Source organism: Veillonella parvula (genome assembly GCF_032575955.1).
In the GTDB taxonomy this organism is placed as follows: domain Bacteria; phylum Bacillota; class Negativicutes; order Veillonellales; family Veillonellaceae; genus Veillonella; species Veillonella parvula_J.
This window is the reverse complement of record NZ_JAWFXN010000003.1, coordinates 182,970-197,907: the sequence shown is the minus strand read 5'-3', so window position 1 is coordinate 197,907 and position 14,938 is coordinate 182,970. Positions and strand designations below refer to the sequence as shown.

Sequence of the window (14,938 nt, the reverse complement as noted above, 5' to 3'; positions counted from 1 at the left end):
ATGGCAGAGAATGGGCAAATTCGCATTGCCTTAGCAGGTAACCCTAACTGTGGTAAAACTACAATGTTTAACAATATCACAGGGGCGAAGCAACACGTTGGTAACTATGCCGGCGTTACAGTAGAAAAAAAGGAAGGCCATACGAACTTTGATGGCCATGAGTTATTGTTTATTGACTTACCAGGTACATATAGCTTAACTGCACGTTCCTTGGATGAGTTAGTAGCGCGTAATGTTATCGTAAATGATAACCCAGATGTTATTGTTAATGTTCTTGATGCATCTAACTTGGAACGTAACTTATATTTAGCTGCACAATTATTGGAACTTGAAAAGCCAATGGTTATTGCTCTAAACATGGCTGACGTTGCTGAAGAAATGGGCATCAAATACGACCTAAAAAAAATGGCAGAAATGACAGGGGCTACAATTGTTAGCACAGTAGGTCGTACAAACATTGGTACAAAAGACTTGTTAGAAGCAACAATTAGTGTAGCTGCTTCTCAAAAAGCTCCTGGTGTAACAATTAACTATGGTGATTTGTTAGAAGGTAAAATTAGTGAGCTTGTAGAATTGCTAAAACAAGCGGGCACTGTTACATATCCACTTCGTTGGATTGCTGTTAAGTTGTTAGAAAAAGATGCTGACGTTATTGGCAAAGTTATGCGCTTTGATAATACGGAAGCTGTTATTCAAAAGGCTGAAGCTATTCGTGAAGAAATTAAGGATCAAGTTGATCTTGATATTGTCTTCCAAGAATATCGTCACCGCTTTGCAGTAGAAGTATATAATACATGTTTAACACAAGCGCCAACTCAATTGGAAACACGCTCTGACCGTTATGACAAAATCTTAACGCATCGAATTTGGGGCTTACCAATCTTCATGGTTGTTATGTACTTATTGTTTGCGTTCGTTAACTTCGTTGGTGGTATTCCTCAAGGTTGGATCGAGGATGGTTTCGCTGCATTACAAGCTTATGCGGTTCAGACTATTCCAGAGGGCCAATTACAGTCACTCGTATCTGATGGTATTATTGCCGGCGTAGGTGCGGTACTTTCATTCTTACCATTAATTTTATTACTCTTCCTTGGCATTTCTTTCTTGGAAGATACAGGTTATATGGCTCGTGCAGCCTTCGTTATTGACCGTGTAATGCGCGCATGTGGCTTACATGGTAAATCCTTTATTCCTTTATTATTGGGTTTCGGTTGTTCCGTACCATCCGTAATGGGTGCCCGTATCCTCGACAACTACAAGGATCGAATGGTTACGATTTTGATTACACCATTCATGAGTTGTTCTGCACGTTTGCCAGTGTATATCTTATTTGCAAATGCGTTCTTCCCAAATGGTTGGGATAGTACTTTAGTTGTATTCTCTGTATACTTCTTGGGTATCATCTTCGGTATTATCTTTGCAAAAATTTTCCGTAAGTTCTTATTTGCTGGTGAAGCAGAACCATTTGTAATGGAATTACCTCCATATCATTTGCCTACATTGAAAGCTACATGGATGCACATGTATGAACGTGCTAAATTGTACATCATTAAAGCCGGTACTTTCATTATGGCTGCTTCCATCTTGATTTGGTTCATCACTGCATATCCAATGGATGTAGAATACTCCAAAGATTATGATGCAGTGAAAGAACAAGTTGCTCAAGAGTATGAAGTAAAAGATGCAGCTACATTATCTCAATTCGGTATTGCTACAGATGACCAAAAAGATGCAGTTGATAAAATTGTTGAAGATATGAAATCTACTGTACAAGATGCTACTGATGCTGCTAAGCAAGCAGGAGAAGATGAACCTGAAGTAGCAGTAGAGGATGATTCTGAAGCACCTGAATTATTCAATGATATTAAAGATGAAAATAAAGACTTGTTCCCAGCAGCATGGGCAATGTATAAAAACAGTGCTAACTTAGATGCTGAAAATGACAAACTTGATAAAGAACAAGCTGCTGAAAAAATTGAACAATCCTATGCAGCATCCTTTGGTAAAGCAATCAACCCAGTACTTGAACCATTGGGCTTCGACTGGAAAATGGGCTTATCTCTCGTAGCTGGTTTAGCGGCTAAAGAGGTAGTAATTTCTACATTGGGTACAGTATATGCAGTAGGTGGTGATGATAAAAATCCAGCTCCATTGACTGATTACTTACAAAATGATTCAAACTTCTCACCATTGATTGCATTAACAATGATGTTGTTCGTATTAATTTACCCACCTTGTTTGGCAACATTAGCTGTTATCAAACGTGAAACAGGTTCTTGGAAATGGGTTGCATTCATGTTCTGCTATGAAAATACATTTGCATGGATTGCATGTTTCATCTTCTATAACATAGGTCGCGCATTAGGTTTCTAATCTAAAATCGCTAAATAGGAGAGTTTAGCCACTTTTAGATTCTTTAAACAAAAATGAATTTAAAAATTGCGATTTTGTTATAAGTAATTTAAAAATAATACTTGATAATTATCAATATTCGTGGTTAAATGATAATGAGAAAAGGGAAATATCCTTTAGATATTGCTTTTATCTTGTTTATCACTAATACACATATTATAATTTAGTAGATATTGAGAAAGAGGCATAATAATGGATAATCTTGTTATAGGACTCATAGTTGTATTAGCATTAGCTTATATCGGTAATAAATTTTACAAACAAATGTCTGGTAAAGGTGGCTGCGGCTGTGGTGGCGGTAGCTCCAAGTCTGGCTCTAAAAAATCTTCTGGTTGCGGTGGTAACTGCAGCTGTGATGGTTCCAATAAAGCACTAGGCATTAAACGTACTGCTAAGTAAGCTAATACGAATTCTGAATTTGAATGAGGGGTCTCTATAATGGCTCCTCTTTTCAAATATAGTAATTAAATTTTTTATCATATTTAGTAGAAAGGAATATTATCATGTTCAACATCGATCAAAAAAATCTTAAAAACGCTAACTTATTCGCAGCAGGTCTTGCATTGGGTACTGTAGGTCTTAAAGTATTAACTTCTAAAGATGCTAAAAAAGTATATGCTGGTATCGTAGCAGCTGGTCTTCGCGCTAAAGAAACTGTATTAGAAACAGCTGAAAAAGTACAAGCATCCGCATCTGATGTATTGGCAGAAGCTCAAGAAATCAACGAAGCACGCAACGAAGAAATCTTTGAAGAAAACAAATAATTAGAGGATTGCACATATGTTACAATTTTCTGTAGTAAAAAAACTCAGAAATCGCTTGCATGTTAAGGTAACTGGTCATCACTTTACAGAGGCTGAAGCAGCTTATGTAGAGGATACATTACTCCTTAATGATGCAATTGTAGATGTAACCTTCTACACTCGTAGCAGTCAAATCGCCATTAAACATACTGGCGATGTTGATGCTGTGCGTGATGCAGTGCTAGGTCTACGCGATTTAGATTTGTCTGAAGCTCCTGCTTTAAACGAATATTCTCCTCGCTTGGTAAATAAAAAATACCGTGAAATGATGATCAACCGTACTGCACTTTACTTAGGTAAAAAAGCAGTGCTTCCTGCGCCTATTGCAGCTGCATGGGCTTGGTTTGATGGTATTAAATTTATTGGTAAGGCTATTAAAACATTGTGGCAACGTAAGTTAACTGTCGAAGTACTTGATGGTGTAGCTATTGGTGCTGCATTACTTCAAAAGGATTACCCTACAGCTGGCGCTGTTATGTACCTATTAGGTATTGGTGATATCTTAGAAGAATGGACTCACCGTAAATCTGTATTAAATCTCGCTCAAAGCATGTCCTTGAACGTAGATAAAGTATGGGTTTTAGTTGATGACATTGAAGTGAGCAAGCCAGTTAACGAAGTTGTGGCAGGTGATCAAATTATTATTCGCCAAGGCGAAGTGATTCCTTTGGATGGCGTCGTTATCGATGGTGTTGTTCTTGTTAATGAAAGCTCCATGACTGGTGAACCAGAAGCGGTTCGTCGCGATCAAGACAGTTCTGTATATGCAGGTACTGTTGTTGAAGACGGTAAAGCTATTGTAGAAGTACGTAGTACATCCAAAACATCTCGTTACGAAAAAATCGTTAACCTCATTGAAGAGTCTGAACAAATGAAATCCGGTATGGAACAACAAGCATACCGCATGGCAGATAAATTAGTTCCAATTAGCTTTATTGGTGCTGGTTTAACATATTTGTTGACTCGAAATGTAATGAAAGCATTGTCTTTCGTTATGGTTGACTTCTCTTGTGCTCTAAAATTATCCATTCCATTAGCAGTACTTTCCGCTATGCAAGAAGCATCTAAACGCGGTATCACTGTTAAAGGTGGTAAGTTCTTAGAACAAATTGCACAAGCAGATATGATTGTGTTCGATAAAACTGGTACTCTTACAAAAGCAGAACCTGAGTTTGAACAAATCATCCCGTTCAACGGTCATGATGCAGATGAAATGTTGAAATTAGCTGCATGTATTGAGGAACATTTCCCTCACTCCATGGCAAAAGCAATTGTACGCGCTGCTAAGGATCATGACTTGCCTCACAAGGAAATGCACTCCGACGTAGAATACGTTGTAGCTCATGGTATTGCATCTAAAGTTGGTCGCTACCGTGTACGCATTGGTAGTGCTCACTACATCTTTGATGATGAAAAGACAAAAATTCCTGCAGATGAACAAGAAAAATTCAACAATTTACCAAATTCATCTTCACATATTTACCTCGCTATTGGAGGTACACTAGCAGCGGTTATTTGTATTAAAGACCCTGTTCGTGAGGAAGCAAAACAAGTTATAGCTGATTTACACACATTGGGTATTAAAAAGGTTGTCATGATGACTGGCGACTCCAAACGTAATGCACAACGTGTAGCTGACGAACTCGGCATCGATGAATTGCATGCTGAAGTATTGCCAGAAGATAAAGCAGCTTATGTAAAACAAGCAAAAGCTGAAGGCTATACTGTTATGATGGTAGGGGATGGTATTAACGATTCCCCAGCAATTTCTGAAGCACATGTTGGTATCGCTATGAATGAAGGCGCACCAATCGCTCAAAAAATTGCAAATGTTACTATTTCTTCCGATCATCTACAAGCTCTTGTAGATTTACGCCGCATTTCTATGGCATTGATGAAACGTATCAAAGCTAATTACAATGGTATCGTTGGTTTCAACGGTGCTCTTGTAGGTGGTGGCGTACTCGGTATTATGCCGCCAAGCCAAACAGCATGGTTGCATAATCTATTCACATTGGGTATCGGCTTAGAAAGCATGACTCCATTGTTGAAAAAAGAAGAACCAAAGGACGCTGTTCCTACAATTGATGTAACAGCTGACTCTGTAGTAGCTTAATTAGAAACCTCCATATAAGGTATTCATTTACCTATATGGAGGTTTTTCTTTTTTGATGACATTTATCTATGATTATTGTAAAATACAAAGAGATTACATATCATAGGAGATCTTTATGAACACATTAATGGATATTTGTAAAAGATCCATCTACTTGAATCTATTTATTGTAGTCATTCCTATTATTGCGTATATGATTCATAATGGATCGAGTGCGATGGTAGCACTTGTATGGTATTTGCTTTTATCCCTAATTATGCCTTGGGCATATTTATCATTTAAAAGTAGTACCTTTGGAGATGGTAAATCGATTAGCCGTATTGCTTATGTTGTAAGTTGGATTATAATCCACGGCATTAGCTATAAAGGTATTTTTCTCGGTGTAGATTTATCGATGTTATGGGGCTGGCCTACAGCAGGCCGAGATGTAGCTTTCTTAGTAGCTATGTATATCGGTGTCACTATTAGCTTGATTCTAGCGTATGGTCTTACTCGCTTAGTGGGAGGCCGTAATGAATAAGAGTTTCTGGTTATTTACCGTTGTTTGCGCTTTATTTGTAAGTGCTGTAACAACAGTTCTTTCCTTGAGTGGAGCATTAGCGTTACCTATATTAGTATTCCCTGTATTGTCTCTTGTAATACCACTCATGGTGCGTAGACTTAAGAATGCTAAATTTAACGACGACCTACCATTGAGTATGGGCTATCATGCATATAGTTGGGCTTGGTGGACAGTATTTTCATTTCTTCATACGCCATTTAGCTTTACAACAGAGAATGGAATTGTAACAGCATTGCTTCTATTCGTGGTGTATTTTATCGTTCAAGTGCTCATTGAACTTTGTGGTCTGTTAGCAACTAAGTTTTTTGATCGAAAACATCGATGGGGCATGGTAGATGAAGCCCTTGATATAATCGGGTATACTATACCAATCCCATTTTTATACATTGGTTCGCTTTTGTATATTGATTTACAGGATCCGATGGTATACTTCATGTATGCATCATCAATGAATGTGAATATATTATTTGCTGAACTTGTATTATTACTAGTTTCTTTGTTGGTATTTGTATTTTATTTATATCCAAGAGATATAGCATATAGAGGTATACGATTATTTCGCATTGTTTTAACCGCTGCTTTATGGCTTGCTATGAATGCCCATATTTTATACGGTGGTTATATTCCAGAATTTATTGTATCTTTAGTTCCCACCGTTTTCCCAACGTATCAAGGTAATCCGCTCGTGTTTGTTACTCCCACTTTATTAGAAGCTGGTATGACAGGTATAGCGGTGATTATAGGCGCATTGGTAGAACGTGGTATAATTTCACGACGCCGTGAACGTATTTAATTTCTAGTTTCGACTTATATCCGTAAGGAATGAGAACGAAGGAGGATCTATGAACAACATTGAACGTCCAGTGGATGATAACTCAACTGTATCAATCCACGACAATGAAAAACTGAAGCAAGTTGAACGTAAAGAGGCCAAAAAAGAGAAGAAAAGTGGCATTACGATTCGAGAATTGACAATTATTGGTCTACTAGCAGGTATCACTATTGCATTAGGGCTTTCTGGTTATGGTATTATTCCATTAGGACCGCTAAATGTAACAACTTTACATGTACCAACTCTAATTGGTGCTATTGTAGAAGGACCAAAAGTGGGGGCCTTTGTTGGCTTTATCTTTGGTTGCTATAGTTTGTGGCAAAATATTACAGCTCCTAATATTTTATCCCCACTATTTATTAATCCAATCATTTCCGTATTACCGCGTATACTTTTCCCAGTATTAGCATATTTGGTATATCTATTATTGTGGAAAGCACCGCAAGGTCCGCGTATTATTGTTTCTGCTTTTATGGGGACTGTATTTCATACGATCATGGTTATGGGATTAATCTTCTTACTCTATGCAGATATGTTTGCTCTTAAAATGAATCTTAGTCCAGATCAAGTATTAGGCTCTATTGTATTCTTGTCTGTTACACATGGTATTCCAGAAGCAGTTTTTGCTGCTGTAATTGTAACACCAGTGGCAATGGCTTTACGAAAAGTATTGCGTAAGGATGCTCCTAAGAAAACTAAAGGTGAAGCTATGCGAGACGCAAAAGTTACAGACCATCAATTAGGAGAAACTGAAGTGGTAGAAACCAAATAAGCTGAAGTTGTAGACGAAAATATAACGAAATAGTATTTTACAGGCTTTTTATAAATATGATAAAATAAATATCATTCGATAAGTATTGAGGAGGATAATCATGGCTAAACGTATTCGTACTATCAACACTGAATCCTTACAAAAAACTGCTAAAACTGGCGGTTGTGGGGAATGTCAAACATCTTGCCAATCCGCTTGTAAAACAAGCTGCACAGTTGGTAACCAAGTTTGCAAACAAAAATAATGAAGAGGCTCGCTTAGCGGGCCTTTTTTATTTATGTTTTAAAGACATACATTGTATAGTATATCTTTATGACTCTTTTTATAACGTTTAGTGTGGAAATGTGGTACAATTATCTAGAAAGTTCTATATACTAGAGCTTTTACCATACAAATCAATTGGAGGTACCATGTTAGAATTAAAACCAATGATCCATAAGTTTCGGATGAAGGATAACTATTACTGCTTAGACGTAAATAGCGGTATTATCCATGTTATCGACGAACTCATCGATAGAGTTCTTGACATATATGATGGCACTAATCGCGATGCTGTACATGCTGCGTTAGATGCTAAAGAAGATGCAGTAGAACTAGATGAGATTATGGACGAGTTAGATGAGCTCATCAAAGCGGAGCAATTATTTGCACCGATGAGTAAAGAGTTTAAACTTGTAGTAGGTGAGAAACCTATTGTTAAGGCATTATGCTTAAATATTGCTCATGATTGTAACTTAGCATGCAAATATTGCTTTGCTAGTCAAGGTGATTACGGCGGTGTTAAACGAGAATTGATGAGCTTTGATGTAGCAAAACGAGCTGTGGACTTTCTTATTAAAATGAGTGGACCTCGCCAACATTGTGAAATTGACTTTTTCGGTGGTGAGCCATTGTTGAACTGGGATGTTGTTAAGCAAACGGTTGAATACATTGAATCCATTCAAGAAAAGCACAACAAAATCTTCAAACTTACATTGACCACGAATGGTATGCTTTTAACACAAGATAAAATTGATTATGTGAATGAGCATAAGATGAGTCTTGTATTATCTTTGGATGGTCGTGAATCCGTTCATAATGCGATGCGACCTGTAGCGGGTAGTGGTGCTGAATCCTATAAATATATTGCAAAGAATCTTGTCAATGCTGTAAAACAGCGTCACGGTCTTGAATACTATGTACGTGGTACGTATACACATAAAAACTTAGACTTTACTAAAGACGTTATGGCAATGTCTGATCTCGGCTTTGAGCATTTGTCCATGGAGCCTGTTGTCGGTGAAGAAGGGGACTATGTACTTCGTGAAGAAGATTGGCCAGCTTTAGAGAAAGAATATGAAAAACTAGCAGATATTTATTTACAACGCCAGTTAGAAGGCTGGGGTGAGAAGTTTAACTTCTTCCACTTCCGCATGGATTTATATCGTGGGCCATGTATGGCGAAACGCCTTCGAGGTTGTGGGGCAGGTCATGAATATATGGCGATTGTACCAAATGGTGATATTTATCCATGCCATCAATTTGTAGGCAAAGATGGATACGTGCTTGGTAATGTGTATGATGGTTTACAAAATACAGAGATTCCTAAAGATTTCCGTAATACACATGTATTCTCTAAGCCAATTTGTGCTGAATGTTGGGCGAAATTCTTCTGTTCCGGTGGCTGTCATGCTAACAACATTACATTGGGTGGCGATCTAGAGACACCTTATGAATTTGGTTGTCGTTTACAGAAGAAACGTATTGAATGTGCTATCATGATTCAAGCTGAATTAGAACAAGCTGGTATTGATGGCAGTATTCCTGTTGCATTAGGTTAATTACACTTGATTCTCCGAGTATAGTAGGAGTTTATATGAAACAAAATAGTAATCAAACTACAGAACGCTGGGGAATTCGCTATACCGGTATAGTTCAAGGGGTCGGATTCCGACCCCTTGTTTCTATGTTGGCCCATTCTCTAGGATTAACAGGTTTTGTATATAATGATAGTCAAGGCGTGTATGTTGAAGTTCAAGGTTTTCTAGGTGAATTGCAGTTATTTTTAGATGCTGTTCAAGAGGAGCAACCTCGTTTATGTCGTATTACTAGTCAAACTGTACAGCATCTTACACTTAATATGCATGAAAGTGATTTTGTTGTGCAGGCATCCCCTTTAGGTGAATCCGTGAGTACCTTTATTAGTGCTGATACTGCGCCTTGTAATGATTGCCTTAAAGAGTTACAACAAGATAAACGTAGAAAGGAATATCCTTTCATCAATTGTACAAATTGCGGACCAAGGTATACGATAATCAAATCTTTGCCCTATGATAGAGAACGGACGACGATGAATGAGTTCCCCATGTGTGAAGATTGTAAGGCTGAATATGAAGATATAGAGGGGCGTCGTTATAGAGCTGAACCAAATGCATGCACTTATTGTGGGCCTTGGTATACTTTATACAAGCCAAATCGCACGGCTGTAGATACGGTAAATGTATGGAATACTACGCGGGAATTGATCAATGAAGGTAATATTATCGCCATAAAAGGTGTAGGAGGGTATCATCTTGTTTGCGATGCTAGAAATGACGCTGCTGTACAACGATTACGTAAGCGGAAGAATAGACCGCATAAACCATTAGCAATAATGGTGGGATCTCTAGATATGGCGATTGAGTTAGTACATATTAACGATGTAGAACTAGATGTATTAACGGGGATGGAACGTCCTATTGTGTTATTAGAAAGGAATCATAATAGTTCTGTTCGGTTAAGTCCTCACGTTGCACCTGACAATCATATGTTGGGTGTGATGTTGCCTTATTCACCAATGCATGAGGTGTTATTGCCCTCTGATGCAGCCTGGGTTATGACCAGTGGTAACAGAAGTGGTGATTCCGTATTATATAATGACGACCAAGCGTTTAATGAACTAGGTGAGGTAGCAGACTATTTCCTCGTTCATAATCGTGAAATCTATGCTCCTCTTGATGATTCTGTGGTGGTGGTCATCAATAATAAACCTCGATTTATTCGTCGCAGTCGTGGCTATGTACCTGAGCCAATTCATTGTGACTGTTTAGAACAAACTTCGATATTAGCTATGGGCAGTGATTTGAAAAATGCGTTTGCTGTGAATAAAGGTAGTGAAGCTCTTGTAGGACCCCATATTGGAGATTTAGAGAATGCATCTACTCATAAAACCTTAGAATGGACCATTGAGCGATATAAAAATTTATTTTCTATACAACCAGAAAAGATTATTATAGATAGTCATCCCCAGTTTTTCTCTTCTCGGTTAGGTGAAAGAATAGGTGAAAGTTTCCATCTTTCTGTTATACCTGTTCAGCATCATCATGCTCATATAGCGTCTGTTATGGCAGAACACAATTTAAGGGGGCTGGTACTAGGAATTGCTATGGATGGTACTGGCTATGGACCAGATGGGACTATATGGGGGGGGGAATTTCTCCTTTGTAAAGGCAATCAATATCAGAGATTGGCACATATTCATGCGGCTCCATTGCCTGGTGGAGAAAAGGCTGTTTCTGAACCCTGGCGACAAGCCTTATGGTATATTCGTAATTATTATGGCGATGATATCCCTTTTGTATATAAAGAGTGGATGAAAGAACTTCCAAAGGGATGGGAAATTTTAGATAAAGCATTACAATCTACGATGCCCATGATTCAAGCTACAAGCTGTGGGCGATTATTTGATACTGTAGGTGCTTTATTAGGTCTTGGTATGGTCCATAGTTATGATGCACAAATTGCCATTTCCTTAGAAACTCTATGTGGTGATGAAAAAGGATCACTACTTGCTTACAATTATGACGGACATATTCTTGATTTTACACCTACAGTTCAATCTATTATGGATGGCGTTGTTCGTGGTGAATGTCGAGCTCATTTAGCCGCTTCATTTCATAAAACAATGGCAATCGCACTATGCGAAACGGCTGCAGACTTGATGGAGCGATATAATATTAGTGATGTGGCTATGTCTGGTGGTGTATTTCAAAATCGTAAACTATTAGAATTTATATATAAGACGTGGCATATAGGTAATTTATATATGAATGAAGCGGTTCCCTCTAATGATGGTGGACTTGCTTTAGGACAACTGTGGTTAGGAAATCAATTATAAATTGTCATATAGCTCTTATTCTTAGATAAATTTATTTAGTAATGTCCTGAATATTGTTTAATCTATGTGAGTGCCATAGCTAGTTTAAGTTCTAGTTGTTTGTGCACACTATCACTAAATAATGAGTGTAACTGTGATACAATAATATTAATTTTATTCATATATTTCGGAGCTGTTTTATTGAAGTAAATGTATATAAAACTTGTTATAAATGATATAGATAAGGAGATAATATGTGCTTAGCTGTACCAGCGCAATTGATTGCTGTGAATGATGCTATTGGTACCGTTGAATTGACAGGTGCTACCCGTGACTGCAGCTTGCTCCTCGTACCAGATGCAAAGGTCGGGGACTGGTTGTTAGTTCATGCAGGTTTTGCTGTACAAATTGTTGATGAAGAAGAGGCTCAAAAAACATTAGAGGCCTTTAAGGAGTTAGAAGAACTTGAAGAAGCTTACTTTGCAGGAAAAGCAGCACACAGCTGATGCTTTGTTAAGGCGCATCAATGCGCTTCATAAGCCCGGTGAAACTGTGCGGCTTATGGAGGTTTGTGGTACGCATACAGTATCGATTTTCCGAGAAGGTCTTCGTCAATTATTGCCAAGTGGCATAGAACTTGTTAGTGGACCAGGATGTCCAGTATGTGTAACTGATCAAACCTATATGGATAAGGCTTTAGCCTATGCAGAACGTGAGGATGTTATTATTGCTACCTTTGGGGATATGTTAAAGGTTCCAGGTAGCTATAGTAGTCTCAATGAAGCTCAAACAAAAGGAGCTCATATCCATGTTATTTATACGCCTTTAGAGGTAATAGAACTTAGCAAAAAATATTCAGAAAAGAAAATAGTATTCTTAGCTATTGGCTTTGAAACGACTATTGCGATTATATGTGCTACTGTGAAAGCCGTTCACGCAGCAGGACTTAAGAATGTATTCTTTTTAGTATCTCATAAATTAGTGCCTCCAGCATTGCGTGCACTATTAGATAAACAAGAAGGTCATATCGATGGATTTATTTTACCTGGCCATGTGAGTGTTATTATTGGTGAAGAACCATACCGATTTTTGCCCAAAGAATACGGTATTCCATCTTGTATCGCTGGCTTTGATGGCTTAGAAATATTGTCTGCCATAGCTAATATTTTAGAGCAACGTGAGTCTGGTAATATTGTGGTGGGCAATACGTATCATTCTGTAGTTATGCAGAAGGGAAACCCTGTAGCCCAAGCTATGATCGAGGAAGTATATGAAGTATGCGATGATGTATGGCGTGGTATTGGTGTGATTCCTAACTCTGGTTTAGCATTAAAGGGTGAGTATGCAGCTTATGATGTAGAGCTTGTCCTTCCTATTAACTTGGATAAACCATCTCTTGATCCTAAAGGCTGTCAATGTGGACGTGTTTTGCAAGGCCTTATTAAACCGAGTGAATGTCCGTTATTTGGTAAAAGCTGTACCGCAGATCATCCGGTGGGTGCCTGTATGGTATCTGTAGAGGGTAGCTGTGCTGCATGGTATAAATATGGTTATTCTAGTGGTGGATCGACGTGGGAGGATTAATATGGAACGAGTTCGCTTAGTCCATGGTAATGGTGGACGATTTAGTCATGAGTTGACGGACCGTTTTATTTTGAAATATTTTACAAATGATTTATTGGCGCCCCTACACGATGGTGCCCAGTTTCCTGTTACAGCCGGGCGCATGGCCTTCTCTACAGATTCTTATGTGGTGCAACCTGCGTTCTTTCCTGGTGGTAATATTGGCAAGTTGGCTGTTTGTGGAACTGTGAATGATTTAGCCATGAATGGCGCGATACCTCAATATTTAAGTTGTGGTCTTATTTTAGAAGAAGGTTTGGCCTTTGAAGAGCTAGATGAAATTCTTCGCACTATGTCAGAAATGGCAAAAGCCGCAAATGTTCAAATTGTTACAGGTGATACAAAGGTCGTTAAAAAGGGCGAAGTAGATAAAATCTACATTAATACTGCTGGTATTGGCATGATTCCAGATGGAATAGATATTGGTCCACATCGTGTGAAAGCAGGGCTAGATATCATTTTGTCAGGTGCTATTGGAGATCACTCCATTGCCGTTATGGGGCAACGGTTTGGGTTAGATTTATCTGACTCCTTAACAACTGACTGTGCACCACTAAATAAGATGGTTCAAGCAGTATTAGATAAAGTAGGAACTCAAGTTGCTTTGTTGAGAGATCCCACTCGTGGTGGCCTAGGTACCGTTTTAAAAGAGATCGCTGATCAGAGTCAAGTAGGCATTAAAGTTGAAGAAACGGCCATACCTATTCATGAAGAAGTGCAGTCAGTATGTAATATATTGGGGTATGACCCTTTATATTTAGCGAATGAAGGGAAAGTAGTTCTTATCGTTGAACCATCTGTTACGGACGAAGTTCTCAAGATTCTTCATAGTTTTGAAGAGGGAAGCGAAGCAGTTTTAATTGGTAAAACTTTAGATAAAAATATTGGTAAGGTTGGTCTACAAACGGCTATTGGAGGTGTTCGTTTGATTGATTTATTAGGCGAAGATCAGGTTCCACGAATTTGTTAAATTTATAATTAATAAAAGTAATTAAACTATATCATTTTGTTAATCTTTTTATTTCAATTTTTGAGCTTTCTAGATGTAGCTCGTATTAGATATTGACACGATTTATCGTTGATGATAGCATTAAATTAAGTTGCGTAAAATTCATTAAGAATTCATCGAAAATCTATATTATGTTAGTATCTTTATGTGTAAGTTCTTATACTTTCACTAGAATCTATGTATAGAATTTGTTAAAATATAAGTATCTATAGGAGGCTTATTATGAAAAAGAAGATTATTACAGCTGTTCTAGGGATTTGTTTAACTACAACTGCATTTGGTGGTATCTTGACAACTCAAGCTGGTGGACTTAGTAGCATTCTTGGTGGTGCAGCTAAAATTGGTGGTATCGGCATTGTTGTTAACAAATTTGGTCCACAAATTGACTCTTTCCTAAATAAATTATTGAAACAAAATAACTTGAGTACTGAATATACAACTAAAGTAGTTCCTATTATCAGTATTGGTACAAAAGGTTATATCGGTGCTGCTCAAGTTACTGGGCCTGCTTCTAGCATTGAAGAAGTTAAAGCTGTTGCTCAAGTAGAAGGTAGCTTTAATGGTATGGTTCGTGTCAAAGGCTTAGTTCCTGTTGATAGCACAAACCCAGTTGGTGCATCTCGTGTTCAAGGCGTAGGTGTATCTGCTATTATTGATTTGAAAATTTAATGGCCACTGAGCATATAAATTGATAG

Annotated in this window: 14 protein-coding genes; all 14 read left to right on the top strand. The window is 37.9% G+C overall.

All coding sequences use genetic code 11. From position 1 onward, the window contains the following. Positions 1-2,373: a ferrous iron transport protein B gene (gene feoB, locus E7L28_RS05095; protein WP_316711482.1), complete on the top strand. Its 2,373-nt coding sequence runs from the start codon at positions 1-3 to the stop codon at positions 2,371-2,373. A 231-nt stretch (positions 2,374-2,604) separates the two neighbouring features. Beyond that, positions 2,605-2,811, top strand: coding sequence for a FeoB-associated Cys-rich membrane protein (locus tag E7L28_RS05090; RefSeq protein WP_004697259.1), 207 nt, complete (start codon positions 2,605-2,607; stop codon positions 2,809-2,811). Positions 2,812-2,915: 104 nt separating this feature from the next. Next, complete coding sequence (locus tag E7L28_RS05085; RefSeq protein ID WP_004697111.1) at positions 2,916-3,176, top strand: DUF6110 family protein; 261 nt, start codon at positions 2,916-2,918, stop codon at positions 3,174-3,176. Positions 3,177-3,192: 16 nt separating this feature from the next. Next, complete coding sequence (locus E7L28_RS05080; protein ID WP_004697375.1) at positions 3,193-5,331, top strand: heavy metal translocating P-type ATPase; 2,139 nt, start codon at positions 3,193-3,195, stop codon at positions 5,329-5,331. 115 nt (positions 5,332-5,446) lie between these two features. Next, the gene (locus E7L28_RS05075; RefSeq protein ID WP_004697236.1) at positions 5,447-5,851 is read left to right on the top strand and encodes a hypothetical protein; all 405 of its coding nucleotides are present in this window, start codon (positions 5,447-5,449) and stop codon (positions 5,849-5,851) included. Then, positions 5,844-6,686, top strand: a complete 843-nt coding sequence (locus E7L28_RS05070) for a hypothetical protein (protein WP_004697021.1) — start codon at positions 5,844-5,846, stop codon at positions 6,684-6,686. The genes E7L28_RS05075 and E7L28_RS05070 overlap by 8 nt, the downstream gene beginning before the upstream one ends. A gap of 49 nt (positions 6,687-6,735) precedes the next feature. Further along, complete coding sequence (locus tag E7L28_RS05065) at positions 6,736-7,497, top strand: ECF transporter S component (protein ID WP_004697341.1); 762 nt, start codon at positions 6,736-6,738, stop codon at positions 7,495-7,497. A 100-nt stretch (positions 7,498-7,597) separates the two neighbouring features. Next, positions 7,598-7,741: a six-cysteine ranthipeptide SCIFF gene (gene scfA / locus E7L28_RS05060; protein ID WP_004693318.1), complete on the top strand. Its 144-nt coding sequence runs from the start codon at positions 7,598-7,600 to the stop codon at positions 7,739-7,741. A 166-nt stretch (positions 7,742-7,907) separates the two neighbouring features. Further along, positions 7,908-9,317: a thioether cross-link-forming SCIFF peptide maturase gene (gene scfB, locus E7L28_RS05055; protein ID WP_004697254.1), complete on the top strand. Its 1,410-nt coding sequence runs from the start codon at positions 7,908-7,910 to the stop codon at positions 9,315-9,317. Between the two features lie 35 nt (positions 9,318-9,352). Next, the gene (gene hypF, locus E7L28_RS05050) at positions 9,353-11,632 is read left to right on the top strand and encodes a carbamoyltransferase HypF (protein WP_004697256.1); all 2,280 of its coding nucleotides are present in this window, start codon (positions 9,353-9,355) and stop codon (positions 11,630-11,632) included. A 233-nt stretch (positions 11,633-11,865) separates the two neighbouring features. Further along, entirely contained in the window at positions 11,866-12,117 is a 252-nt protein-coding gene (locus tag E7L28_RS05045) for a HypC/HybG/HupF family hydrogenase formation chaperone (RefSeq protein ID WP_004693324.1), read from the top strand. Then, positions 12,077-13,195, top strand: a complete 1,119-nt coding sequence (gene hypD, locus E7L28_RS05040) for a hydrogenase formation protein HypD (protein WP_077708297.1) — start codon at positions 12,077-12,079, stop codon at positions 13,193-13,195. The genes E7L28_RS05045 and hypD overlap by 41 nt, the downstream gene beginning before the upstream one ends. Before the next feature lies 1 nt (position 13,196). Next, positions 13,197-14,204, top strand: coding sequence for a hydrogenase expression/formation protein HypE (gene hypE, locus E7L28_RS05035; protein WP_077708299.1), 1,008 nt, complete (start codon positions 13,197-13,199; stop codon positions 14,202-14,204). Between the two features lie 261 nt (positions 14,205-14,465). Beyond that, a complete protein-coding gene (locus E7L28_RS05030; RefSeq protein WP_004693328.1) occupies positions 14,466-14,912 on the top strand; it encodes a hypothetical protein in 447 nt (148 codons plus the stop codon). Positions 14,913-14,938: the final 26 nt, after the last annotated feature.

Coding starts and splice junctions, on each gene's coding strand:
- feoB (WP_316711482.1), top strand. CDS start 1: ATGGCAGAGAATGGGCAAATTCGCATTGCCTTAGCAGGTAACCCTAAC.
- E7L28_RS05090 (WP_004697259.1), top strand. CDS start 2,605: ATGGATAATCTTGTTATAGGACTCATAGTTGTATTAGCATTAGCTTAT.
- E7L28_RS05085 (WP_004697111.1), top strand. CDS start 2,916: ATGTTCAACATCGATCAAAAAAATCTTAAAAACGCTAACTTATTCGCA.
- E7L28_RS05080 (WP_004697375.1), top strand. CDS start 3,193: ATGTTACAATTTTCTGTAGTAAAAAAACTCAGAAATCGCTTGCATGTT.
- E7L28_RS05075 (WP_004697236.1), top strand. CDS start 5,447: ATGAACACATTAATGGATATTTGTAAAAGATCCATCTACTTGAATCTA.
- E7L28_RS05070 (WP_004697021.1), top strand. CDS start 5,844: ATGAATAAGAGTTTCTGGTTATTTACCGTTGTTTGCGCTTTATTTGTA.
- E7L28_RS05065 (WP_004697341.1), top strand. CDS start 6,736: ATGAACAACATTGAACGTCCAGTGGATGATAACTCAACTGTATCAATC.
- scfA (WP_004693318.1), top strand. CDS start 7,598: ATGGCTAAACGTATTCGTACTATCAACACTGAATCCTTACAAAAAACT.
- scfB (WP_004697254.1), top strand. CDS start 7,908: ATGTTAGAATTAAAACCAATGATCCATAAGTTTCGGATGAAGGATAAC.
- hypF (WP_004697256.1), top strand. CDS start 9,353: ATGAAACAAAATAGTAATCAAACTACAGAACGCTGGGGAATTCGCTAT.
- E7L28_RS05045 (WP_004693324.1), top strand. CDS start 11,866: ATGTGCTTAGCTGTACCAGCGCAATTGATTGCTGTGAATGATGCTATT.
- hypE (WP_077708299.1), top strand. CDS start 13,197: ATGGAACGAGTTCGCTTAGTCCATGGTAATGGTGGACGATTTAGTCAT.
- E7L28_RS05030 (WP_004693328.1), top strand. CDS start 14,466: ATGAAAAAGAAGATTATTACAGCTGTTCTAGGGATTTGTTTAACTACA.